Below are 24,468 nucleotides of genomic sequence, written 5' to 3'. Positions count from 1 at the left end.
GCAGGCATGCAATGCCGCGCAGTTTACCCTAATTCGTACGCGTTTCTGTGGGAACGGCTGTCGGCGCCACGACTGGCGGCTGCACCGGACGACGCCACTGCGGCAGACCAATCAACACCACGGCGCTGATGATCACCAGCATCGCCAGCGCTTCTTCGATGCCGATGGTCTCGCCGACAAACACGATCCCGAGCAACACCGCCACCGCCGGGTTGACGTAGGCATAACTGGTCGCCGCCGCCGGACGCACGTGCTTGAGCAGGTACATATAAGAATTGAAGGCGATGATCGAGCCGAAGAAGATCAAGTACGCCAGCGCCAGCCAGCCTTCCATCGGCGGCACGGCTTGCAGGCGTTCACCGGTCATCGCGCTACCGATCAGCAGCACCACGCCGCCGACCAACATCTCCACCGCACTGGCCATCGCGCCCTGCGGCAACGTCAAATGTCTGCTCCACACCGAACCGAACGCCCAGGTCGCCGCAGCAAAAATCAGCAACGCCGCGCCCAGCGGACTCGATTGCAGGTTGGAGCCCATGTTGAGCATGGCGATGCCGATAATCCCCAACGCGACCCCGGCCCATTCCAGACGCGTATTGCGTGCGCCCCAGAAATAACCAAACAGCAAAGTGAACAACGGCACCGTCGCCACCGCCAATGCCGCCACGCCCGAAGCCACACCGGTGTGTTCGGCCACACTCACCGCGCCGTTACCAAAACTGAGCAGCAAAATCCCGATGATCCCCGCCGCTTTCCACTGCGCCCACGTCGGCGCCGGCGCCCCACGCCAACGCAGGAATGCGTACATCAATGTGCCGGCAATCACGAAGCGCACACCACCGAGCATCAACGGCGGCCAGTATTCAACGCCGATGCGGATCACCAGATAGGTCGATCCCCAAATCACGTATAGCGCAAAAAACGCGGCGATCAGCGGTAGGGAAAAACGGCGCAGGGCGGACATGAGCAGCTCGACAGTCAGAGTCTTGGGATTGGATATTCTAGAAAGGCTGGCGGGCAAAAATAAGTTACAAAACCCGTTAATCGCGCCGGTACACTTTTGAGCAAGCAACACCGAATCAAAGTGGGAGCGAGCCTGCTCGCGAATACGGTTTTTCATTCAACATTGATGTTGTCTGATACACCGCTTTCGCGAGCAGGCTCGCTCCCACAGGGGTTTTGTACTTGATTCAGGTCAGCGGTAGCGCTGCAGGTGTTCGCTGACTTTCGCGGCGGGGACTTTTTGTAGTTTGCACAGTAGGTCGTGCGATAGCTCGCGCACGCCATGCTTGCCGCGCAATTCTTCAGCCAGATGCGCCATCAGGTTGGCCGCCATCTCGGCATCGGCCATGGCCCGGTGAGCCTGGCCGGTGTGCGGCAGGCGCGCGAAGGTGGTGAGCGTGCCGAGCTTGTGATTCGGCGCTGCCGGCATCAAGCGACGGGCCAAGAGCAACGAGCAGGCAAAATTCTGCAACCGCGTGCGCTTGATTCGCCCCAGTTCGAAGTCCCAGAACTTCTGGTCAAACGAGGCGTTGTGCGCCACCAGCGGCGTGCAGCCGACAAACTCGTTGACCTCGTTCATCACCTGCTCGGCCGGCGGCGCGGTGCGCAGCATGGCGTTGCTGATGCCGGTCAGTTGTTCGATGAACGCGGGGACGCGTACGCCGGCGTTCATCAGGCTCTGGTAACGCTCGACGATGCGGCCGTTTTCCAGCATGACCACGGCGATTTCCGTGGCGCGACAGCTGCTGTTCGGCGAGAGGCCGGTGGTTTCAAAGTCGATGACTGCAATGCGTTCCAAACCGGGTTCAACTCCGTTCAAATCAATTCTTGAGCAACAGCGCGCCTTCGATCGGCACGTAACGGCTGGCGGCGCGGATCAGCGAGTTGGCGGTCAGGCCCGGCACGCCATAGGCGACCGCTTGCACGCCGTGTTTGCTGATGATGCGTTCGAGCAGCATGTCGAAATCACCGTCACCCGAGGCCAGGACGATTTCGTCGACGTGGTCGGCGGCGTCCATGATGTCGAGGGTGATGCCGACGTCCCAGTCGCCTTTGGCCGAGCCGTCGCTGCGCTGGATGTAAGGCTTGAGCTTCACGGTGAAGCCGAGGTTGCGCAGGATCTGCTGGAACTGCTGCTGTTTGCTGTCGCCACGGTCGATCGCGTAGGCGTAGGCCTCGACGATCTGCCCGTCCTTGCTGATATCGGCCCACAGCGCGGCATAGTTGAAATGGCAACCATAGGCCTGACGCACGGTGTAGTAGAGGTTCTGCACGTCGGCGAACACTGCGATTTTTTTCACCGGAGTTCCTGTGGGCGCGCGAGCGCACGAAGCGGGATCAGGCGCGGGGCCCGAAAAAGGCGCTCAGTATGCCAGCAAAAAGCACTGTGGCGAGGGAGCTTGCTCCCGCTGGGGCGCGTAGCGGCCCTTTCTTTTAAAAGAAGGCCTGCTGCGCAGTCCAGCGGGAGCAAGCTCCCTCGCCACAGGGGTTGTGTTGCTTGATGATTGACCGTTGGTCAGACGAAGGAATCGTCGTCATCGAAGAACGATGAGCTGTCGTCGTTGCTGTAATCGGTGTCGGTGAATCCGCCCTGATCGTTGCCGGCCATGCGCTGATCATCGCCCCAGCCACTGTTGCTCTGGTCGGCCACCTGCGCCGGCTCTTCCTTGATCACTTCAACGATTTCTTCCGGCTGCTGGTTGTGGTGGAACAGGCTGCTGATGCCTTGCGCCAGCATCACGCCACCCGCCACACCGGCGGCGGTTTTCATGGCGCCGCCGAGGAAGCTGCTGCCGGCCGCCGGGGCTGCTTGTTGCGCGTAGTTAGGCGGCGCTGCGCCGACATTCTGTTGTGGCGCGGGCGCCGCATAATTCTGCTGCGGTGCCGGTTCGCGCCAGCCGCCAGTCGACGATGGGGCTGCACTCTGGGTCGGAGTCGGACGCGAGCTGCCACCGAAAATACTCGAAAGAAAACCACCGCCACCGCTCGAAGCTGGCGCAGCACTCTGCGCCTTGGCCGATTGCAATTCAGCCTGCAAACGCTGGACTTGCTGGGTCAGTTGCTTGTTCTGCTCATCAAGGCTCTTCAGCGCAGCCTCTTGCACCAGAATCGCCTGGGTCATGAAATAACCTGCCGCCGGTTGGCGTGTCAGGTGTTCCTTGATCCGCGTCTCGGCCTGGGCGTCGCGCGGGGCTGCCTCCGTTTCGGCCTGTTGCAGCCGGGAAAACAGTCCATCGATCAGGGTTTGCTCTTCGCTGTTCATGGCGACCTCGTAGATTGCCGGGGATAACGTTGCCCTCGTCCACGACGGACAAGGTGCTCTCCTGTAATGGAGACAGTGACAGGATGTTTCAACGACCTTTACCGAATGTTTACGTTTGTGTCGCCCCGCGCCGCATCGGTTAAAGTGAGCCACTGTTTTCGACCTGCGATACCGACTGATGAATGCCTTCGAAGTGCTGCGCGACTCCCTGTATTTCTTCAAACGCCATTTGGCCAGCATCGTGCAGCTGTGCCTGCCGTTGGTGATCTTCGAAGCGCTGCTGCAACAAGTGGTCGATCACAATACCGATCCGGACAGTTTTTCCTCGGTCAGCGTGGTCGTCGGCCTGCTGGTGTATCCGCTGTACACCGCTGCCCTGATTCTGTTTCTCGACGCGCGCACCCGTGGCGAGTCGCCGCGCACCCTGGATCTGCTAGCGATGTCGGCGCGCCTGTGGCCGCGCTTCGCCCTGCTCACCGCACTCAACACCTTGCTGATCCTGCTCGGCCTGTCGCTGTATTTCCTGCCGGGCCTGATGTTGATGGTGATGCTCGCGTTCGGCGAATACCTGCTGGTGCTGCGCGGCCTCGGCCCGTTGCAGGCGATGAAGGAAAGTCTGCGCCTGACCCGAGGGCATTTCTGGCGGATTCTGTTGTGCATTCTCTGTGTGATGACGCCGCTGTGGCTGCTCAAAGGCGCGACGCTGGCGGTCTATCCGGAGCCGCAGAACCCGGCGATCGCCGTGTTGATCGACAGCGCTCACAGCTTCCTGCAACTGTTCACCAGTGTGGTCTTGTTCCGGCTTTTCATGCTGATCAGCGAATCGCCTGACAAACGTGACAGAGCGGTCTGACACGGCAGCCCTTGGGCTTCGCGCCTGCCGTCAGGTATGCTCGGGGCCACTTTCTGTAACGCTATAAGCCGAGCCATGACCCGCCTACTGCGCTACACCGTTGCGCTTGCCCTGCTCGCCCTCGTCCTTGTCGGCGGGCTGATCTATAGCCTGACCTGGCGCCCCGACGCCCGCGAAACCTTGCCGGTCAGTTGCACCGGAACGCCGCCGACGCTGGTGCCGGGCCAGGCCTTGAAGGTCATGACCTGGAACGTGCAATACCTGGCCGGCAAGCGTTACGTGTTCTGGAATGATCTGGCGCAAGGCAATGATGAAGCGCCGACCACGGAAGACATGGCCTTCAGCCTCGACGAAGTGGCTCGGGTGATTCGCGACGAGCAACCCGATGTGGTGCTGTTGCAGGAACTCGATGACGGCGCCAAGGCCAGCGACTACCAGAACCAGCTCAAGCTGTTGCAGGAGCGCGTCGCCGACCTGTACCCGTGCAGCGCCCATGCCTTTGACTGGAAGGCCGATTTCGTCCCCGATCCGCACATCTTTGGCAGCGTTGGCCGGCAACTGGCGACCCTGAGCCGCTACCGCATCGAACACGCCGAACGCCTGCAACTGCCGGTGGCCCCGGCCAATTTCATCAGCCGTCAGTTTCAGCCGAAAGATGCCTTGCTCGCGACCAAACTGCCGCTCAGCGATGGCGGGCAACTGACGGTATTCAATACCCATCTGGAACGCGCCAGGCAGCCGGACGACACCTTGCAGGCGCAGGTGACAGCGATGACCAAGGTGCTCGACAAGTACGAAAGTCAGGGTTTGCCGTGGGTCATCGGCGGCGACTTCAATCTGTTGCCACTCGGACAATATCGGCGCCTGCCCGCCGAGCAACGCACGCCCTACTCCGCCGACAGCGAACTGCACCTGCTGTGGGACAAGTACCCGATGATCCCGAACAACAACGAAGCCAGCGGCATCGACCGCGCGCAGTGGCTGACTCACTACCCCAACGACCCCGGCCTCAGAGGCCCGGATCGCACGGTCGATTACCTGTTCTACAGCCCGAAAATCAAACGGGTGGAAGCGACGGTGCGGCAGGACGACACATTGCGCATCTCCGATCACCTGCCAGTAATCGCCCGCTTCCTGCTCCCCGCCACTCCATAACCAACACATTCCCGTGTAGGAGCTGCCGCAGGCTGCGATCTTTTGATCTTCAAAAACAACATCAAAAGATCGCAGCCTGCGGCAGCTCCTACACGGGATCAGTGCACTTCTTCGAGGTCGTCATGCAGCAACCCGAAGATCTGCCGTTTCATGTCGATAAACGAGCGCTCCATCACCATGTCCAGTGAACGCGGGCGTTCGATCGGCACGTCGAGAATCTGTTTGATCCGCCCCGGTTTCGCGCCCATCACATAGACCCGATCACCCAGCAAAATCGCCTCATCGATGTCATGGGTGACGAACAACACAGTCTTCTTCGTGTTGCCCCAGACCCGCAGCAACAACTGCTGCATCTGCAAGCGCGTCTGGCTGTCCAGCGCACCAAACGGTTCGTCCATCAACAGAATCTGCGGATCATTGGCCAGTGCACGGGCAATCGCCACGCGCTGCATCATCCCGCCTGACAGCTGTTTGGCGTAGTTGTCGGCGAACCCGGCGAGACCGACTTCGTTGACGTAGTAATCAACAATCTCCTTGCGCCGCGCCGCCGGCATGCCGCGACGTTTCAAGCCGAACTCGACGTTCTGCCGTACCGTCAGCCACGGGAACAGCGTGTAACTCTGAAAGACCATGCCGCGATCGGCGCCCGGCCCCTGCACTTGCTGGCCGCCAACGTAGATTTCGCCGGAGGTCGGTTCGGCCAGGCCTGCGGTCAAATACAGCAGGCTGGATTTACCGCAACCCGATGGCCCGACCAGCACCGCAAACTGCTGATCCGGCACTTCGAACGAGACCTCTTCCAGCGCAGTAAATGTGCCGCCATCAGGCTTCTTGTAACGCAGGCTGACCTTGTCCACCTGCAAACGCGGCGCGGCTTGCGCAGGGGTGGCAACGGGTTCGATAAAACGATGATTGGCAGCAGTCACTGAGCCCATGCGGCAACCCTCAGTCGGAGAAAACGGAACAGTTGATCGGTGACCAGACCGAGCAGGCCGATGATCGCGATGGCGAGGAAAATCACGTCCACCTGAAAACCGCGCATGGCTTTTAGGCTCAAGTAACCCAAACCGCTGGACGCAGCGACCAGTTCAGCCACCACCAGATACGTCCAGGCCCAACCCATGGTCACGCGCAAAGTGTCGAGCACGCCCGGCACCGAGGCCGGCGCGATCACATGCAACACCGCATCGCGGCGGCTGGAGCCCAAGGTGTAGGACGCGTTGATCAGATCCTTGGAAATGCCCTTCGACACATCAGCGATCATCACCAGTTGCTGAAAGAACACGCCGAAAATAATCACCGAAACCCGCTGCTCCAGACCGATGCCGATCCACAAAATAAACAGCGGCACGAACGAGGTCACCGGCAGGTAACGAATGAAGTTCACCAGCGGCTCAAGGAATGCCTGAACGATACGGAAGCTGCCCATCAGCAACCCCAACGGCACCGCCACCAACGACGACACGATGAAGCCGACCATCACCACTTCGACACTCGCCCACACATGTGTGCCGAGCGTGCCATCGCGGCTCAGGCGCACGGCGGCTTCAACCACCGCGCCCGGTGTCGGCAAAAACATTCCCGGCACGATGCCGCCGTAAGAAAGTCCGGCCCACAGACCGACCAACAACACCCAGGCCAGAGCGCTGGCGCTCCACACCACTTGCACCGGCAATGCGGTTTTCGGCGTGAGGCTGCGGCTCAGCCACGAATTGCGCTTGAACATTGCAGGCCTCCTAGAGCGGGGTGACGAAGCGGTTGTCGACCAGATCGTCGTTGCTGACGTTGTAAGGCTTGCCCTGCAATTCGCTGGCGGTTTCGTTGGCCAGTTTGATCAGCGGCGCGCTGTCGCCCGGTTTGCCCGGTGAGCCGAGCAGTTTCTCGCTCATCGCCTGATCGTAGAAACGCACGCCTTGCGCAGCGGCGGCCAGTTCCTTCGGATCGGAGAGGTAGCCGCCGACGCCTTTGGCCATGATTTTGTAAGCGTCTTCCGGATGATCCTTGGTGTACTGCACGGCTTTGTACAAACCGGCGACCAGCGCTTTGACGTCTTCCGGTTGCTTGTCGATCACGCTGCAATTGAGCGCGACCACATCGACGATCACGCCGGGGGTGCTGCTGCTGTCGATCAACACTTTGCCTTGCTGCTTGTCGCGCACCATCGACAGGTGCGGTTCCCAGGTCACGGCGGCGGGCACGCGACCGGCGATGAACGCGGTGGCGGCATCGTCAGCGGTCATGTTCTGCACGGTGATGTCGCTCATGCTCATGCCGTTCTTTTTCAGCAGGTACGAGAGCCAGAACTGCGAAGTCGAGCCTTCGTTGACCGCCACGGATTTGCCCTTGAGTTCTTGCAGGCTCTTCACGTCTTTGCCGACCAGCACGCCGTCGCCGCCATGGCTGTCATCCAGTGCCGCGACCGCTTTGAAGCAAAACTGCGGACGGTACTTGAGCACTTCATCGATGGTCGACGCCGAACCGGACAATTGCCCGGACGCTTGCGCGGCCATGTACATCGACGCCTCTTCGACCACTGGCAATTCGACGGTCAAACCGTTCTCCTTGAAGTAGCCCAGATCCTGAGCCAGATAAAGCGTGCCGTAACCGACCCACGTGGTGTGGCCGATGGACAGGGTGCCGGCCTGGGCGCTGGTCGCGACCGTGGCGGCAAGAGCAGTGATTGCCAGAGGGTGAGTGAGACGGAGACACAAGGACTTGATCATGGAGCACTCCCGACGCTGTTGATTTAGTTTTGTCATGGGCAGTACGGTCGCCGGCCGTTGTGCAGTTGCTGCCGTTGGTCTCTCGCGGACGCTTGGGCGGACAACATTCGGCTGGCGGGCAAGATCGATGGTGGCCCATGTGCGCGGAGAGGAAAATCAGGAAATTGTTGGCTGCAAATGATGAAAAAACTGGGTAGTGCGCACTGTGAAAGAGCAGTGCGAACCAGAGTGGTGCAAGCGCCTGAAATGCAAAAGATCGCAGCCTTCGGCAGCTCCTACAGGGGTTCGTGTGAACACCACTAAACCTGTAGGAGCTGCCGAAGGCTGCGATCTTTTCTCAAGGCAGCAACAATCAGCGCAACTGAAACCAGGTGGTTTTCAGTTGGGTGTACTTATCGAAGGAGTGCAGCGACAAATCGCGACCAAACCCCGACTGTTTACCGCCGCCAAACGGCACCGTCACATCCAGCGCATCAACGGTATTCACCGACACCGTACCCGCGCGCAACTGCCGCGCCACGCGATGTGCGCGGTTGAGGTCATCCGTCCACAACGAAGCAGCCAATCCGTAAACACTGTCATTGGCCAAGCGCAGCGCCTCTTCCTCAGTGTCAAACGGCACCACCGCCAACACCGGGCCAAACACCTCTTCACGAAACAGCGGCATATCCGCCGTCACACCAGTAAAAATCGTCGGCTCAATAAAATTGTCCGACCCGTTAAACCGCCGCTGCTGCCCGCCACAAATCCGCGTCGCCCCAAACTCCTCGGCACTGCGAATAAAACCCATGATGCTCGCCGTTTGCTTGCTATCGACAATCGCCCCCGCGCTGCTCTGCGGATCCAGCGGATCGCCCGGCAACCAGCGTTCAGCCTGCGCTTTCAGCCGTTCAACAAACTGATCATGAATCGAACGCTCCACCAGCAACCGCGAGTTGGCCGAGCAGACTTCGCCCTGATTGAAGAAGATCCCGAACGCGGCTTTTTCCGCCGCCAGATCGAGATCCTGGCAATCGGCGAACACCAGATTGGCACTCTTGCCGCCGCACTCCAGCCACACCTGCTTGAGGTTCGACTGCGCGGAATATTCCATGAAATATTTGCCGACCTGGGTCGAGCCGGTGAACACCAGACAATCGACATCCGCGTGCAAACCCAACGCCTTGCCCGTCTGCTCGCCAAGACCCGGCAACACGTTGAGCACACCCGCCGGCAACCCTGCTTCCAGCGCCAACTCGGCCAGACGCAACGCCGAAAACGGCGACTGCTCCGCCGGTTTTAAGATCACCGAATTACCCGCCGCCAACGCCGGGGCGAGTTTCCACGCGGCCATGTCCAACGGGAAATTCCACGGCACTACCGCCGCAACCACACCGAGCGCCTCGCGAGTAATCGTTGCCAATACATTCGGCGCACTGGGCGCGATTTGATCGTAGAGCTTGTCGATGGCTTCAGCGTACCAACGGAACACCCCGGCGGCGCCCGGCACGTCGATGTTGTAGGCGTCCATCACCGGTTTGCCCATGTTCAGCGAGTCGAGCAAGGCCAGTTCTTCGCGATGGCTCATCAGCAAATCCGCCAAGCGCAGCAACACTTGCTTGCGCTCGGCGGGCGGGCGTTGCGACCAGGTGCCCGCCTCAAACACTTGCCGCGCATTGCGCACTGCCACATCGACATCTTCCTCGCCACACGCAGCGACATTCGCCAGGCACTGCCCGGTCGCCGGATTGATTGCGGCGAAGGTCTGCCCCGACTGCGCGGCGCAATGTTGGCCGTCGATCACGGCGTGATCGGGAAATTTCAACGCAACGGCACGGCGCTGCCACTCTGCAAGCTCGAACACGACGGATGCTCCTGAGACGTTATTGTGAATCGATGGTCGCTCAGGCCCGCGCGGGCTAAAAATAGTAAAAATATCTTCGCAGGCAATAAAAACACTGGGCAATGACTTCCCCCAATCGCTGCGCAGGTGGCTATGGTTGAAGGATAAAAACATCGTCGCGCAACGGACGTGGCGGCGCACAAATTGCTTTGAAGTCGAGTCCGCTCGTCCTGAGGTTTGCCGTGGCCGCCTACAATTTGCGTCAGTTGAAATACTTCATCACCACCGTCGAATGCGGCAGCGTTGCCGAAGCCTCGCGCAAGCTGTACATCGCGCAACCGGCAATTTCCACTGCGATCAAAGGCCTGGAAGACAGCTTCGGCGTGCAACTGCTGATCCGTCATCACGCCCAAGGCGTGTCACTGACGCCCAGCGGCGCGCGGTTTTTCCGCAAGGCACAAGAACTGCTGCGCATGGCCAAGGAGTTCGAGCAGAACGCACTGGCCGACAACGACATTGTCGCGGGACAAATTGATATCGGCTGCTTCGAAACCGTCGCGCCGCTGTACCTGCCGCAATTGATCGCCGGGTTTTCGGCGCTGTATCCGGGAGTGAAAATCCGCATCCGCGATGGTGAGCAACAGGAACTGGTGCAAGGCTTGACCGCCGGTGCGTTTGATCTGGCCATCCTCTACGAACACGACCTCGATGCGACTATTCAGACCGAGCCGTTGATGCCGGCGCAACGGCCTTACGCGCTGCTGCCCGCCGACCACCGCTTCGCCGAATACAAGCAGGTTTCGCTGAGGGATTTATGCCTGGAACCGATGATTTTGCTGGACGTACAACCGAGTCGAACCTACTTCGTCAGCCTGTTTGAAGAGTTGGGTCTGACGCCGCGCATCGAATTCAGCTCGCCGTCGATCGAGATGGTGCGCGGGATGGTCGGTCAGGGGTTTGGTTTTTCGATTCTGGTGACCAAACCTCACTCCGAATGCACCTACGATGGCAAGAAAGTGGTGTGCGTGGAGATTGCCGAGGACGTCACCGGGTCGGGTCTGGTGGCCGCGTGGCTCAAGCGTGGGCAACTGACTAAACCGGCGCAGTTGTTTGCCGATTATTGCCGCGAACACCTGACGGCCAAAGCCGCGGGCTGAAGCCCCAAGCCCGCGCAGACTTCAAGTGCGGCGCTTGACTACGCGACGGTGGCAATCCGCCGGGCTCAGCACCTTGCCCGCCCTGGAACGCACAGCAATGGTCTCGACCGGCTCCGCGTGATCATTGTCCAGAAGCACTGAATAGCTCTCGCCCTTGCTGAACAGGTAACGCTCCCCCCACTGACGCATGCTGATCACGATGGGAAACACCGCACGCCCCATCTCGGTCAGCACGTATTCCTTGTAGGCCGTGCCGTCGGAAGCGGGCTGGATGTCGAACACACCCAGCTCGACCAGCCTCTTGAGTTTCACCGTGAGGATGTTCTTCGCCAGGCCCAGACGCTTCTGGAATTCACTGAAGCGCCGCACATCATCAAACGCGTCACGGATGATCATCAACACCCAGCGATCGCCGATAGCCTCAAGCGTGCGGGCCACAGGACATTCGCTTTGTGCCAGTAGCTGCTGTCTGGCCATGTTTCTCCAATTTAAGGGAAGTGCGTTGCAAAAGAGTTCTAACGTCAGACAAAAATATTTTGAAAAACTAGTTGTAGATTAAAACCAGTTTTGCTAAAAATCAACGCATCGGTTTCGTTTAGAAACCAGTTATTCCCAAGGATGGAATGATGTCGCTGAACCCTCAAAAGCCTTCGAAGATGGACGTCGAAGCCGAAAACACGGGCGCCGGAGCCGCCGCTTGCGCGCCTTTACAGAGTCCAGACCGTGCCGGTTTAAGTCGTTACCAGACATTTCTCTTCGCCATTACCTGCGCCATGGCCGTGGCCAACGTCTACTTCGCTCAACCGTTGCTGGAGTCGATGGCTGCCAGCCTTTCGGTCGCTCCGAGCACGATTGGTATCGTGGTCACAGCGACACAGGCTGGTTACGCAGTGGGTCTGTTGTTCATCGTGCCGCTGGGCGACTTGCTCAACCGAAAAGGCCTGATCCTCACGCAGATGTTGCTGAGTGCCGTGGCGCTGTGTGCGGTCGGGCTGGCTCAGGACTGGGGCATGCTGCTCGGCGCGATGGTGCTGGTCGGTTTGATGGCGGTTGTGGTGCAAGTGGTGGTCGCCTACACCGCGACCCTCGCCAGCCCGGATCAACGTGGCCAGGCCATCGGCACCGTGACCAGCGGTGTGGTGCTGGGCATTCTGCTCGCGCGCTTCGTTTCTGGCGCAGTAGCTGACCTCGCCGGCTGGCGCGGCGTCTACTTCGTGTCGGCGGCCTTGATGGTCGGCATGGCGCTGGTGCTGTATCGAACGATGCCGGCCTCGACCACGCCGCCCACCAAAGGCAGCTACTGGCGCCTGCTCGGCTCGGTGTTCCAGTTATATCTCAGCGAACCCACGCTGCGCGTCCGCGGCACGTTTGCTCTGCTGATCTTCGCCGCCTTCAGCGTGTTGTGGACCGCCATGGTCTTGCCACTGAGCGCGCCGCCATTGTCACTTTCACACACGCAGATCGGTCTGTTCGGTCTGGCCGGCGTGGCGGGTGCGCTGGCGGCGGCACGCGCCGGACGTCTGGCCGACCAGGGTCTGGGCAATCGCACCACCGGCATTGCCCTGGCACTGTTGACGCTGTCCTGGTTGCCGACTGCATTTGTTGAAAGCTCGTTGCTCGCCATGGTGGTCGGTGTGGTGCTGCTGGACTTCGCCGTGCAAGCGGTACACGTGACCAACCAGAGCCTGATTTTTGCCGCACGGCCCGACGCGCAAAGCCGTCTGGTGGGCGCCTATATGTGTTTCTACTCGGTGGGCAGTGGTGCCGGTGCAATTGCAGCCACTTACACCTATGCGCATTGGGGCTGGGTGGCTGTTTGTATATTAGGTGCAACTTTCAGCGGCATTGCTTTGCTCTACTGGATGTACCTCGAGCTGACCTCTCGATAACTTTTCCATCGCGACAAGTAACGTTCATAGCCGACACAGTCCGGCGTGAAACTGTGTGCCTGCCACACGAACTTTACTATTGATAGGGGCATGTATGGCGCTGCACACATTAACCATTAATGCGCACCAACTTGAATTTCAGTTACCGACTAACGCGCCCTTTACCGATATCGAATACGAAGCCGGCGGGAAGAATCTGATCCCGCTGGGCTGTCGGGTCGGGGCGTGCGGGGCCTGTCTGATCAAGGTGACGTCAGGTATCGAGGCGTTGAATCCTCGGGATGACGATGAAGAAGCATTTATCGAAGTACTGGGTTACAGCGGTGAAGAATACCGCCTGGCATGCCAGTGCCTGCTGAGAGGTGAAGTGGCCATTGACATCATTGGCTGATGTAACGCTGTTGAAATCGTTGTGCAAGTAACACTGAAAGTTTGGTCATTGTTTAAACCGTTATCCATAAACTAAAAAGGACTTGATGATGCTTAACCGTGTAAAGAATGTTGGCTATGGTGATACCACCCCTTTCCTCAACGCTGCTGGCTCGGTCAATCTGCGCGCCGAGATCGACAAGATCATCGACGTGCAAGTCGAGCAGTGGTACGCCACCGTCCCCCAGGCCGCGCATCTGGAAGGCAAGGACGTTAACAGCGAGTACTACAAGCGTCACTTGATCGAAACCGCATGGCGCATCCGTCTGCTGCGCGTTGCCGAAGCCAAGGCACTGGTCGAAGTGGCCAAGGTCAGCCCTGCCGCCGCGCAGATCTGGGCGCACTACGAACAGGAAGAGATGCTCCATGACGAACTGTTCATCGATGACCTGAAGCGTGTCGGTGTCAGCCGCGAAGAGTTCCTCGCCACCGAACCGTACCTGTCGACGAAGCTGCTGGCCGGTTTCTTCTCCTACCTGCTCGACCATGAAGGCCCGCTCGGCGTAATCGCCTATTCCTACCTGGTTGAATACGTCAACGTGAAGCTTGAGCCGCGCAAGCTCGAAGCACTCAAGGCATCGGTGGGCGAGACCAAGATTGTTGGCCAAGTGTCCCATTCGCATACCGACATCAACGATGACCACCCGGGTGAAGTCTGGGCAGCCCTGCGCTTCCTGATCAAAGGCGAGCAAGACATTGCCGCGCTGAAACGCTACCTCGAGGAGCACCAGAAAATCCTCGCGATGTACTTCAGCGAGCTGTACATCAACACCCTGGCCAAGCCGCAAGACAAGGCCGCTTAAGCCATGGAGCAGGCAATGAATTCGAACCAACCCGGTGTTTTGATCCTGAGCCACTGCGGCTTTTCTTTTCTCGAAGATCTGAAGGAGGAGCTGCAACGCCGCCAGCTCCGGTGTTTCGTGCTGTCTTCATTGCCGCTTCCGGAACATGTACCGGCTCGCCTGGAACAGATTCACGCCTGGGCGGACCGGCTATACACCACTGACAACCATCAGTTGAAGCCGGGGGATGTGCAAAACGCACTGGAGGCCCTGCGCAAGTCGGGCGAACAGGTGACTTGCTGCATCAGCGTATGGGAAGGCTATCGCCACTTGATGGCCACAGCCAATGCGTCGCTCGGTACTTATGACATTGATCCGGGGCAGGCGCTGGCTCTGCGCAACAAGCTCAACGTGCGTAACCGACTGGCTGAAGCGGGTCTGTCGCAAGCCAACGCATTTGCGCTGACGGCTGCGGTGCTGGAAACCTTGCAGGCACAGGATCAGCGGTATTTCATCAAACCAATTTACGGTATTGCTTCCTACGCAGCATTTGCGCTGCGCCAGGACACCACTTGGGATGCACTGGAGGCGCTGCGTCTGGCCTCTGCCGAGGACACGGTGTACGCCTCGGCATTCAACGATGGACTGACATTCATGGCGGAGAACTACATTCCCGGCCACGAGTTCAGCTTCGAGACTCTGTTAGTGGATGGTCAGGTGCACGTCGTGGCCATCCATGAAAAACACGAAGTAACCGAGACCGCCGAAACGGTACTTGAAGACAGCTGCACCACGCCCCCTGCCAGCCTTGACCAGGCACAGATCGCTGCCGGCCTGGATTGGCTGAAACAGGTACTCGATTGTATGCAACTGAAATGGGGCTGCTATCACATCGAAGCCCGTTTCACTGGCAAGCACTGGGATCTGATCGAAATCAATCCACGCGTGGGTGGCAGCCTGATCTCGCACAGTGTCGCGGCGGTGACGAACGGCCACAGCATGCTTTCGCTGTGGCTGGATCTGCTGCTGGCCAGTCAGGACGAGAGTCAGCCACGCGAGGCACTGCTCCAACATCTGGCGGCGTTTGAATGGCAGGCCGATGGCAGCTGCGAGCAAACCCTGGCGACCTTCTTTCGGGTGTACTTCGCTCACCCGGGAACCCTGAGTTCAGTGACGCTCAACGCGTTACCGCTGGATCCGGTGGTGCAGCACATCCTGCTGAAAGCCGGCGATGTGATTCCGGCCCATGCGCGTGAAGTGTTTCTGGGGCAATTGTTGTGGACGTTCAAGCGCGCTGATCGCGTCGCCGAACTGCAACGCCTGGCGCACATTTCCGCCACTGCGCTGGATATCCGCTACGAGGCCGATAGCGCCCTGGAACATCGCTGAGCAATCGCCTGGAACATCACCGCTGTCGATGCCACACCCCATGGATGAGGAAGAACAACATGTCGCTGCGAGCGCCTGTATTGCTGATTGTGGACTACAACCTAAGCCGGATCTCCGACGTCCGCCACCTGCGTGACCATGCGCGCCAACAATGGGGCGCGCAGACCTGGCTCGTCAGGGCCAATCCACAGGCTCATGATCAAGGCATCAGCGACCGGGTGATCGATGCCGATCCTCTGGCCGCCGATTTCGTCAACCTCGTATTGAATCAATTGGGCGATGACGCTGCGCGGGTCAGCGCCGGCATCGTCTTTTCCGACAACGCGGTGGCCAGTGGTGCCGGGCTGCTCGAGCGTCTCGGCCTGGCGGTGGACTGTGCGCGCCTGGCACTCGGCGCGTTCGACAAACTGGCATACCGCATCGCCGAAAATCGCCTGCGCCCGGCGCTGAACCAGTTGGGTGTGAACCTGCCGGATTTCGCACAGATCGGCTGCATCGACGATGTGCGCCATTTTGCCGGCCGCCAGGAGCGTGGCTTCGTCATCAAGCCTGCGTGCGAAGGCAACAATCGCGGGGTCGTGATGGTCGCGCCGGGCGGTGATTGCGAGCAGGCGTTTGCCGAAGTCGCACCCTATCTGCACGGCGGTGTGTTGGCCGAAGCGTTCATCTCGTTCACTCGCGAATACTCTTACGATGGCCTCGGCAAGCTGTGGTTCATCACCGAGAAAGTCAGCGCCACCGGCCGCTATCCGGTCGAAGTCGCACAGATTCTGCCAGCGCGTCTGAGCGAGCAGGAACGGCTGGCGATTCACGTCGCGGGCGAGCAGGTCAACCGTTTGGTCGGCCAGCGTATCGGCCCGTTTCATAACGAGATCAAGCTCAGCGACGACGGCAAGAACACTGCGGTGATTGAACCGAACCGACGCCCCGGTGGAATGAAAATCTGGACGCTGGCGCAAGCCGTGTACGGGCTTGACCTGTATGCGGCCTGGGTCGATTCGGTGTTTGCCGGACAAGTTGCAGACCAGCTGCCTGCCGCTACCTGCAGTGCCGCCACGGTGATGTTCGGGGTGCCGCGCGACGTCACGCTCGAAGTCGCTGAACTCGGTGACCTGGCAGGCCTGATCGCTGAAACGCTGGAGCTGGCGGCAGAGACCCTGAACCTGGCGCGCGCCGACATTGCCCTGCTCGAGAGCGCGTGGGTGGCCGGCGAGTCGCGGCTGATCCATGCGACACCGCGTGACAACAGCGACTTCGTCGCCCATGCCTGTGTCGCGCTGCACAACCCGTCTGTGGACATCCGTGATCTGGTGCGAGTCCTGCGCGAGCAGTGGCTGCAGGTGCTTGATCGCGTTCTGAGCGTCGAGCTGCTGTTCAAAGTGGCGTCCTGACTTCCGTCTATAACGTTTCGAGAGTACGCGCATGAAAATTCTGATTCTGCATCGAGTGCCCTACCCGCGCATCGAGTACCACCGTGGCATCGATCATGACCTGCACGAGGTCACCTATCTGGGCAAACAGTCGGCGATCGATACGCTGCCACCGCAACTGCGCTGCACCCGGATCGTCCGGCCGGGGCTGGCCAGCGCTTACGATGAAGCCATGGCATTGCTTGCGAATGATCCGCAACGTTTTGAGCGGATCATTTCGATGTCCGAATACGAACTGCTCGACGCTGCACGCCTGCGCGAAGCATTGAATGTCGAAGGCGCATCGCTGGCGGCGGTCAATCTGGCACGCAACAAGCTCGACATGAAGGCCGCCGTGCAGGCGCGCAAATTGCGCGTGCCACGCTTCATGTCGCTGGAACGCTATCTGGCATTGCAGGGCCACGTGCCATGGCGCGGGGCGACCGTGCTCAAGCCGCACAGTGGCGCGTCGAGTCTTGATGTCAGCATCCACCAGCAACCGGCCTGCGCCTTCGATGAAATTCGCCACAAGGTCAGCCAGCTGTCGTTGCGCATCGAAGAATTTCAGGTCGAAGAATTCATCAGCGGCCCGATCCGGCATTTTGACGGTCTGGTGCAGGACGGACAAATCCTCACCCTGCTCTCCAGTGAATACGTCGGCACCTGTCTGGACTACATGGAGCGTGGTCAGCCGTTGGGCTCTTGGCATCTTGAAACCACGGCGACCATGAAGGCGTGGGTCAGTGCTGCGCTGGCAGCGGTGCAGATTCGCAACGGTGCATTCCATCTTGAAGCCATCATGGAAGGTGATGAGCCGGTGTTTCTCGAGGTCGGCAACCGGGTCGGCGGCGCTGATGTCGTCGCGACCTACGAGTTGGCCACCGGCATTCATTTGCCGTCGCTGGAGTTGCGTATCCATGTTGAAGGCGCACTCGATCTCGAACACCTGAACCTTCAAACACCCGACCTGGGTTTTGGCTGGTTTGTGTTCCCCGGACACACGCTGTCCGAGCGCAACTACCAAGGCCTCAACGGCGCAGAAGAACTGCGCGCCAGTCCCGTCGTGGTGCAGTGGAACGAACTGCAGCCGGGCGCGCGGCTGCCGGAACACGTGACCTATTCGGCGTTCGAGGCACCGCTGGCCGGGATCGTCAAGACCGCCGACCCGCAACAGACCCGCGCCTGGATGCAAACGCTGTTTGCCCGAGTGAGCCTTGCCGAACACCTGACATCCGTCGCGTGACACCGCCCACCCTTATCAAGGCGATTCTTTTATGAAACCACTGCACGTCGTATTGGCTGTACTGATCACGGCAATCTGGGGGGTTAATTTCTCGGTGATCAAACTGGGACTGGCCACCGTAGACCCGTTCATCCTCGCGGGGATTCGCTTCAGCCTTTGTGCGTTACCGGCGATCTTTTTCATCCGCAAACCGAATGTGCCGTGGCGCTACATCATCGGTTACGGACTGGTGTTCGGCATCGGCCTGTGGGGCATCGTCAACCTCGGTATCAAGGCCGGGCTGTCGGCGGGGATTGCATCGCTGGTTCTGCAATTCAGCGCCTTCTTCACCATCCTCCTCGGTGGTTGGGTGTTCAAGGAAGCGCTGACGCGTTTTCAGGTGCTGGGCATGCTGATCGCGCTCGGCGGTTTGCTGTGCATCATCTTGATCAGCGACGGCTCGGTGAGTCTGCCCGGCGTGCTGCTGGTGCTGCTGGGTGCCGTGTCGTGGAGCATCGCCAATATCATCAACAAGAAGGCCAGCACCAAGGAGGTTTTTGCTTTCCTCGTCTGGTCTAGCGCCTTCGCGCCGATCCCGTTGTTTGCCCTCGACTACGCAGTTAACGGCAGCGCCGGCTACACCACGTTCGTCAGTCAGGTTGATACGACCGCCGTGCTGTCGATCCTGTTTCAGGTTTACCCCAACACGCTATTCGCCTACTGGATCTGGAACTCGTTGCTCAAGACTTATCCGGTATCGACCGTCGCGCCGTTGTCGTTGCTGGTACCCATCTTCGGCATGCTCGGTTCGGTGCTGATCTTTCACGAAAGCGTGCCGGCGAGCAAAGTCCTCGCGGTGATTCTGATCGTGCTCGGCCTGGCGGTCGGTCTCTATGGCCAGCGTATTTTCAATGCTATGTTTGCGCGTCCTGCGCGCAGTTCAATATGAATCGACAGGGAGTCCGTATGGGTCTGGGAAGACGTGAATTCGTGGGGGCCGCCGTGGGCGCGACCCTGGCTGGAGGCAGCATGATTGCAAGTGTGGCAAATGCACAGGCGAGCAATTCGCCTGTTCACAAAGACGCGGTAACACCCCTGAACCCCAACGATTGGGCTTCAGTGCGGGCGCAGTTCAACCTGTCGCCGGAGTTCGTGCACCTCTCCAACTTCTTCCTCGCCTCCAACCCGAAACCGGTGCGCGATGCGATGGCCCGCCACCGCCAGGCCTTCGATGAAAACCCGTACACCTACCTCGAAGACAACATGTTTGCCAAACCGGAGGACATGGTCTGGCGCAAGGTCTGTGCGGCCGCGGCCGAGTACACCGGCGGACGCCCCGAAGACATCGCCCTGACGACCAGCACCACTCAGGGTCTGGCGATGGTCTACAACGGTTTGAAACTCGCTGCGCACCAGGAAATTCTCACCACTCATCACGAGTGGTACACCCACGACGAGGCGATGCGCCTGGCGGTGGTCAAATGGGGCGGCAGTATTCGCCGGATCGATCTGTACGAAGGTCCCGAGGATGTCAGCACGGATGCCATCGTCACGCGCATTGAACAAGCCATCAAACCTGCCACCCGTATTCTTGCCATGACCTGGGTACATTCAGGCACTGGCGTGCGCTTGCCGGTGCGTGAGATCGGTACTCTGGTGGCGAGCATCAATCGTGATCGCGCCGAGGCCGACCGAATCATCTATGTGATCGACGGCGTGCACGGCTTCGGCTGTTCCGAGGCGCAAGTGGCGAGTCTGGGCTGCGACTTTTTCAGCGCGGGCACTCACAAGTGGATTTTGGGCCCACACGGCACGGGGCTGGTCTGGGCCCGTGAAGGTCAGTGGGCACAAATCACACCGACCATTCCGACGATCATGGCCGCCGAACCGGCCAATGCCTGGCGCCAGCAACGGGATCCACAGGGCCAGACGCAAGCGGCCTGGGTCAGCCCCGGAGGCTTCCTCGCGTTCGAAAACCAGTGGGCGATGATCGCCGCCTTCGAGTTCATACAAAAGATCGGCCGCAAGCGCATTGCCGAGCGCGTGTCTGAACTCAATGGCCAGCTCAAGGAAGGCCTGGCCAAGCTGCCCGCTGTTTACTTGCATACGCCACAGGCCGAGCAGTTCTCTGCCGGATTCGTCTGCTGTGATGTGAAGAATCGCGACCCCAAAGAGATCGTCGCGCGGCTCAAAGAGCAGAAGATCATCGCCAGCGCCACGCCCTACCGCCATTCGACGGTGCGCTTCTCCGCCGGGATCATCAACACGCCCGAAGACATCGACAAGACCCTCAAAGTCATGCGCTCGCTGGTCTGACACCCAGACCGAATCAACGTCTGCTTCCTGCACTGGCTCACCGCCGGTGCAGTCGCGGGTGTCCGTTGTTTAATTGAACAATCGCCGCGTCTTCAAGGGCAAGGATCGATGACATGAATAAAAACCCCGCTGTCACTCATAGTGCCGCCAAAGAGCTGGCAATGTTCCTGTTCTGCTCGACGGTTTATCGGTTGTTTTCCGGGGCGTTGCTCGTCTCGTTGACGTGGACGATCCTCAACCAGAACGAGGGCGGATACTGGCCGCTGGCGCTAGCGATTTTCTGCTCGTTCATCCCCGCATTTATCACGCCGGCAATCATCAAACGTCTGGCGATCCGTATGAACGGCCGCCAGATGAGCAGTTGGTTTGTATTCGGGCTGACCGGCCTGGCGCTGGTTTCCGGTGTGTCGCGTGACTTCACTGTTGGTTTGCTGATCACCAATCTGTTCGTATGGCTGATGATCATGTCGCTCGAGGCCAGCCTGGACATGTGGTTCACCCAACTGCAACGGGGCATGGACGAAACCAAAGTGCGACGCATCAGCGGTGCAACCACTGCCACCAGTCAGGCGGCGCTGATGATCGGTCCATTGCTGGCGGCGGGATTGATGCCGATCCTGCCCGGGATGGGCTTTTCGCTGGTGCTTAGCGGCGGGTTTTTCATGGTCGCGGCGATTTGCTTCACCCGCGCCAGCCTGCCGACGGTGGTGACCGAAACAGACCAAGTCGTCGCACCGGCCAAACTGCCGCTGACGCTGTTTATTCCGATGGTCCTGATCTGGCCGATCCTCGGCGCATTCAACTTCATGCTCCCGGTGTATGTGTCGAACCATGGCTGGGCGCTGTTTGAGTTGGGCGTGCTGGATGCGGTATTCGGCATGGGGATGGCGCTGATCGGTGTGTTGGTGATCATCGCCAATACCGGGCGCAACCTGATGGCGTACTTGTCCGGCCTGATCGCACTGGCGGTGATTTCCACCTCGATGTGGCTGCTGATGCCAGACACGCTACTGCTCAAGGCGCTGAGCCTGTTGATTCTCGGTATGGCGTTCGGTGGCGCACGGGTGCACATCCGCGTGGCCATTGCCTGCCGCTACAGTGAAGCGGCCGTCGGTTTGTATGTCAGCCGGGCGAATGCATTGGCCACGCCGGTGCTGCTGCTGATCCTCAGCCTGCAACTGGCAATGATCGAGAATGCCTGGCTGCTGCCGTTCTTGTTGGTGACCTTGAGCGTCGGGCTGTTATTGCAAACCTCGGCGACGCGCTTTGCCCAAGGCCATTCGCGCGGCGAGGTTGTCAGCGTCTGAAACTGGCGCAACGCGCAGCCCCGGGTCAGGTGCCCCGGGGTTTTGCCCGCGCAGTAGCCTCCGCCACCAACGGATCATCCGGCCAGTAATGCTTCGGATACCGCCCCTTCAAATCCTTCTTCACCTCGGCATAAGTGCTGCGCCAGAAGTTGGCGAGATCCTGCGTCACCTGCACCGGACGTCGTGCTGGCGACAGCAGATGCAACTTGACCACCTGGCGCCCGCCAGCAATCCGCGGCGTATCCGCCAGCCCGAACAGTTCCTGTAAACGCACCGCGAGAATCGGCGGAAACTCGCTGTAGTCCAGCCGAATCGACGACCCCGACGGCACGCTCAGATGATGCGGCGCCAGCTCGTCAAGCTTCTGCGGCAGCGGCCATGGCAGCAGATTACGCACGATGCTCGACAGATCCAGATTGGCAAAATGGCTGAGCCGCGAGACCTTGCCCAGATAAGGCATCAGCCAATCTTCGAGGGTGTTGAGCAAGGTTGCATCGCTGACGTCTGGCCACTGACTGTCGTTTTGATTAGTCAGATCAAGTTGCCGCAACAGCGCCACCCGCGCCTGCCACTGACGCAGTTCCGGAGTCCACGACAGCAGCTCCAGACCTTTGCGTCGCACCAGATTGACCAGCGCCTGACTGCGCGCATTTTCGTCGAGACCGGTCAGCGGCTCGCGACTGAGAATCAGCTCGCCGACCTTGCGCTGACGCTCGGCGCGCAGCACACCTTCGCGCTCGTCCCAGTCGAGTTGATCGACGTTGCGCACTTGTTCAACGAGCACGGAATCGAACAGCGCCGGATCAAAATCCGCCGCCAGATAAATACGTTCTTCACGCTGGCCCTGCCGGCTGCCGAGGTCGGCGATGACGATCCACGGCTCTTTCATCAGGCTGTCGGCTTCGGCGAACAGCGCCGCACGACCGTTGGCCAGACGATATTCGGCGCCACCGGCACGCCGTTGTTGCGCGACGCGATCGGGATAGGCCAGCGCCAGCAACGCACCGAGCCAGCGCGGATGATCAGGATCGCTGACCGGCTCGCTCGCTTTGCCGCGCAGATAACCGCGATATTGCCGCGCCAATTGCCGGGCACGCTGCACACCGCCCTGAGCACCACGGGCGGCGCGTTCTTCGCCGGATAGCAGCACCAGACGACTGTGCAGATCCGCGCCGGCGCCGCGCAAGATATCGCGCTCGCCGAGCAACGCGGCAACGTCACACGCCATGTTGGCCAAACCCAATGCCTGACCGCGCAATAACAAATGACCAATGCGCGGATGCGCCGGCAACTCAGCCATGGCCTGACCGTGGGTCGTCAGCGCCTCACCCTCCAGCGCGCCGAGCCGTTGCAGTAAATCCTGCGCCTGCGCATATGCCGCTGCTGGCGGAACGTCGAGCCAAACCAGTTCCCCCGGCGTCACGCCCCAACGTCCGAGTTGCAAAGCAAGACTGGCGAGATCCGCCGAAAGAATTTCCGCACTGCCATACGCAGCCAATTGCTCGTGCTGATCCTGCGACCACAAGCGATAACAAACGCCCGGTTCCAGACGCCCTGCCCGGCCGGCACGTTGCGTGGCGCTGGCCTTGGAAATCCGTTGGGTATCGAGCCGGGTCATGCCGCTGCCGGGATCGAAACGCGGCACCCGCGCCAACCCGGCATCGATCACCACGCGCACGCCGTTGATGGTCAAACTGGTTTCGGCAATGTTGGTCGCCAGCACCACTTTGCGCGAACCGGGCGGCGCCGGATCGATCGCCGCGCGTTGCGCATTGAGGTCGAGTTCGCCGTGCAGTGGGCAGAGCAACACATCGCTGCGCTCACCGATCGCATCGACCAATTGTTGATGGACGCGACGGATTTCCGCCTGCCCCGGCAGAAACACCAAGACGCTGCCGGTTTCATCGTGCAGCGCTTCGAGTACGGTTTGCGTGACACGTTGATCGATGTATTCGCCAGGCTGAAACGGCCGGCCCCAGCGCATCGTCACCGGGTACATGCGGCCTTCGCTGCGCAGGATCGGCGCGTCATCGAGCAACCCGGCCAGGCGCTCGCCTTCGAGGGTGGCCGACATCAGCAGAATCTTCAGCGGCTGTTCAGCTCGAAACAGCTCGCGACCGTTCAGACTCAGGGCCAGCGCCAGATCGGCATCAAGACTGCGTTCGTGGAATTCGTCGAAGATCAGCAGGCCGACGCCTTCGAGCGCCGGATCATCCTGCAAACGCCGGGTGAGAATGCCTTCGGTGACCACTTCGATGCGTGTGTTGGGGCCGACCTTGCTGTCGAGGCGAATGCGATAACCGACGGTTTCACCGACCTTCTCGCCCAACTCGCTGGCCAGCCGTTCTGCGGCGGCACGCGCGGCGAGGCGGCGCGGTTCGAGCATCAGAATGGTCTGCCCGGCCAGCCACTCTTCATTGAGCAAGGCCAACGGCACGCGGGTGGTTTTACCGGCGCCGGGCGGTGCTTCGAGCACGGCTTCATGGCGAGTCGCCAAGGCTTCACGCAGGGCGGGTAAAACTTCATCGATCGGCAAAGAATTCATGCTGGCTCCCCAGGGCGTGCCCACAGTAAATTGCGAGTCGCGTTAAAGCTGTGAGCGTGCAAGGCAAGGCGCGGGACGCAGGTAAGGGTCGTTTCCTTGCCAAGTCCCGCAACGCAGCATGGCGCGCTCACAGCTTTAGCCCGGAGGGCCGAACCCCGATAGGATTCATTAGCCTTCACGCGGTGTCGATCTGGAGAAAACAACT

At 60.1% G+C, this 24,468-nt stretch carries 22 protein-coding genes; 12 read left to right on the top strand and 10 right to left on the bottom strand.

Annotated elements, in window-relative coordinates; all coding sequences use genetic code 11:
- Positions 1 to 28 precede the first annotated feature (28 nt).
- The 4 genes from yedA to ACIP66_RS08870 form a co-directional block, all read right to left on the bottom strand.
- A complete protein-coding gene (gene yedA, locus ACIP66_RS08885) occupies positions 29 to 964 on the bottom strand; it encodes a drug/metabolite exporter YedA (protein ID WP_400647221.1) in 936 nt (311 codons plus the stop codon).
- 231 nt (positions 965 to 1,195) lie between these two features.
- The gene (locus ACIP66_RS08880; RefSeq protein WP_053124223.1) at positions 1,196 to 1,801 is read right to left on the bottom strand and encodes a PolC-type DNA polymerase III; all 606 of its coding nucleotides are present in this window, start codon (positions 1,799 to 1,801) and stop codon (positions 1,196 to 1,198) included.
- 22 nt (positions 1,802 to 1,823) lie between these two features.
- Complete coding sequence (locus ACIP66_RS08875) at positions 1,824 to 2,303, bottom strand: NYN domain-containing protein (protein ID WP_007949802.1); 480 nt, start codon at positions 2,301 to 2,303, stop codon at positions 1,824 to 1,826.
- Positions 2,304 to 2,518: 215 nt separating this feature from the next.
- Positions 2,519 to 3,265: a DUF2076 domain-containing protein gene (locus ACIP66_RS08870; protein ID WP_400647218.1), complete on the bottom strand. Its 747-nt coding sequence runs from the start codon at positions 3,263 to 3,265 to the stop codon at positions 2,519 to 2,521.
- A 178-nt stretch (positions 3,266 to 3,443) separates the two neighbouring features.
- On the opposite strand from ACIP66_RS08870, the gene ACIP66_RS08865 reads away from it, so the two are divergent.
- Entirely contained in the window at positions 3,444 to 4,118 is a 675-nt protein-coding gene (locus ACIP66_RS08865; RefSeq protein ID WP_053124097.1) for a YciC family protein, read from the top strand.
- A gap of 75 nt (positions 4,119 to 4,193) precedes the next feature.
- Positions 4,194 to 5,273: an endonuclease/exonuclease/phosphatase family protein gene (locus ACIP66_RS08860; protein ID WP_400647217.1), complete on the top strand. Its 1,080-nt coding sequence runs from the start codon at positions 4,194 to 4,196 to the stop codon at positions 5,271 to 5,273.
- 98 nt (positions 5,274 to 5,371) lie between these two features.
- Here the strand turns inward: ACIP66_RS08860 and ACIP66_RS08855 are convergent, their stop codons facing one another.
- The 4 genes from ACIP66_RS08855 to ACIP66_RS08840 form a co-directional block, all read right to left on the bottom strand.
- Positions 5,372 to 6,208 (bottom strand): ABC transporter ATP-binding protein, encoded by an 837-nt coding sequence (locus tag ACIP66_RS08855; RefSeq protein ID WP_158960125.1) that lies wholly within the window; start codon positions 6,206 to 6,208, stop codon positions 5,372 to 5,374.
- Positions 6,196 to 6,999: an ABC transporter permease gene (locus tag ACIP66_RS08850; RefSeq protein ID WP_008081110.1), complete on the bottom strand. Its 804-nt coding sequence runs from the start codon at positions 6,997 to 6,999 to the stop codon at positions 6,196 to 6,198. The genes ACIP66_RS08855 and ACIP66_RS08850 overlap by 13 nt, the downstream gene beginning before the upstream one ends.
- 10 nt (positions 7,000 to 7,009) lie before the next feature.
- Entirely contained in the window at positions 7,010 to 7,996 is a 987-nt protein-coding gene (locus ACIP66_RS08845; RefSeq protein WP_400647215.1) for an ABC transporter substrate-binding protein, read from the bottom strand.
- Positions 7,997 to 8,348: 352 nt separating this feature from the next.
- On the bottom strand, positions 8,349 to 9,839 hold the full coding sequence (locus ACIP66_RS08840; RefSeq protein ID WP_400647213.1) for an aldehyde dehydrogenase: 1,491 nt from the start codon (positions 9,837 to 9,839) through the stop codon (positions 8,349 to 8,351).
- A 221-nt stretch (positions 9,840 to 10,060) separates the two neighbouring features.
- Between ACIP66_RS08840 and ACIP66_RS08835 the strand changes: the two genes are divergently transcribed.
- Positions 10,061 to 10,975, top strand: coding sequence for a LysR family transcriptional regulator (locus ACIP66_RS08835; protein ID WP_212545762.1), 915 nt, complete (start codon positions 10,061 to 10,063; stop codon positions 10,973 to 10,975).
- A 21-nt stretch (positions 10,976 to 10,996) separates the two neighbouring features.
- On the opposite strand, the gene ACIP66_RS08830 is transcribed toward ACIP66_RS08835, so the two are convergent.
- Entirely contained in the window at positions 10,997 to 11,452 is a 456-nt protein-coding gene (locus ACIP66_RS08830; RefSeq protein WP_053124106.1) for a helix-turn-helix domain-containing protein, read from the bottom strand.
- Between the two features lie 149 nt (positions 11,453 to 11,601).
- Here ACIP66_RS08830 and ACIP66_RS08825 point away from each other — a divergent pair, with 149 nt between their 5' ends.
- The 9 genes from ACIP66_RS08825 (at position 11,602) to ACIP66_RS08785 (ending at position 21,718) form a co-directional block, all read left to right on the top strand.
- Positions 11,602 to 12,864 (top strand): MFS transporter, encoded by a 1,263-nt coding sequence (locus tag ACIP66_RS08825; RefSeq protein WP_212545761.1) that lies wholly within the window; start codon positions 11,602 to 11,604, stop codon positions 12,862 to 12,864.
- Between the two features lie 94 nt (positions 12,865 to 12,958).
- Positions 12,959 to 13,255 (top strand): 2Fe-2S iron-sulfur cluster-binding protein, encoded by a 297-nt coding sequence (locus tag ACIP66_RS08820; protein ID WP_158960136.1) that lies wholly within the window; start codon positions 12,959 to 12,961, stop codon positions 13,253 to 13,255.
- A gap of 88 nt (positions 13,256 to 13,343) precedes the next feature.
- A complete protein-coding gene (locus tag ACIP66_RS08815; RefSeq protein WP_053124111.1) occupies positions 13,344 to 14,096 on the top strand; it encodes a hypothetical protein in 753 nt (250 codons plus the stop codon).
- A gap of 15 nt (positions 14,097 to 14,111) precedes the next feature.
- Complete coding sequence (locus ACIP66_RS08810) at positions 14,112 to 15,464, top strand: acetyl-CoA carboxylase biotin carboxylase subunit family protein (protein ID WP_053124113.1); 1,353 nt, start codon at positions 14,112 to 14,114, stop codon at positions 15,462 to 15,464.
- Between the two features lie 59 nt (positions 15,465 to 15,523).
- Complete coding sequence (locus ACIP66_RS08805) at positions 15,524 to 16,855, top strand: acetyl-CoA carboxylase biotin carboxylase subunit family protein (RefSeq protein WP_400647210.1); 1,332 nt, start codon at positions 15,524 to 15,526, stop codon at positions 16,853 to 16,855.
- A gap of 31 nt (positions 16,856 to 16,886) precedes the next feature.
- Positions 16,887 to 18,116 carry an acetyl-CoA carboxylase biotin carboxylase subunit family protein gene (locus ACIP66_RS08800; protein ID WP_400647208.1) on the top strand — a complete coding sequence of 410 codons (1,230 nt, stop codon included), beginning with the start codon at positions 16,887 to 16,889 and terminating at the stop codon, positions 18,114 to 18,116.
- A gap of 31 nt (positions 18,117 to 18,147) precedes the next feature.
- Positions 18,148 to 19,044 (top strand): EamA family transporter, encoded by an 897-nt coding sequence (locus ACIP66_RS08795; protein WP_053124120.1) that lies wholly within the window; start codon positions 18,148 to 18,150, stop codon positions 19,042 to 19,044.
- 80 nt (positions 19,045 to 19,124) lie between these two features.
- On the top strand, positions 19,125 to 20,411 hold the full coding sequence (locus ACIP66_RS08790) for an aminotransferase class V-fold PLP-dependent enzyme (RefSeq protein WP_400647206.1): 1,287 nt from the start codon (positions 19,125 to 19,127) through the stop codon (positions 20,409 to 20,411).
- Between the two features lie 113 nt (positions 20,412 to 20,524).
- Positions 20,525 to 21,718: a hypothetical protein gene (locus ACIP66_RS08785; protein ID WP_400647203.1), complete on the top strand. Its 1,194-nt coding sequence runs from the start codon at positions 20,525 to 20,527 to the stop codon at positions 21,716 to 21,718.
- 25 nt (positions 21,719 to 21,743) lie between these two features.
- Here the strand turns inward: ACIP66_RS08785 and hrpB are convergent, their stop codons facing one another.
- The gene (hrpB, locus tag ACIP66_RS08780) at positions 21,744 to 24,263 is read right to left on the bottom strand and encodes an ATP-dependent helicase HrpB (protein WP_400647200.1); all 2,520 of its coding nucleotides are present in this window, start codon (positions 24,261 to 24,263) and stop codon (positions 21,744 to 21,746) included.
- Between the last annotated feature and the right edge of the window lie 205 nt (positions 24,264 to 24,468).

The sequence above is a fragment of the Pseudomonas sp. NPDC088429 genome (genome assembly GCF_044753305.1).
Lineage (GTDB): Bacteria > Pseudomonadota > Gammaproteobacteria > Pseudomonadales > Pseudomonadaceae > Aquipseudomonas > Aquipseudomonas rustica.
Note: the sequence above shows the minus strand (reverse complement) of the source record. Positions and strands in the feature narration are given on the sequence as shown.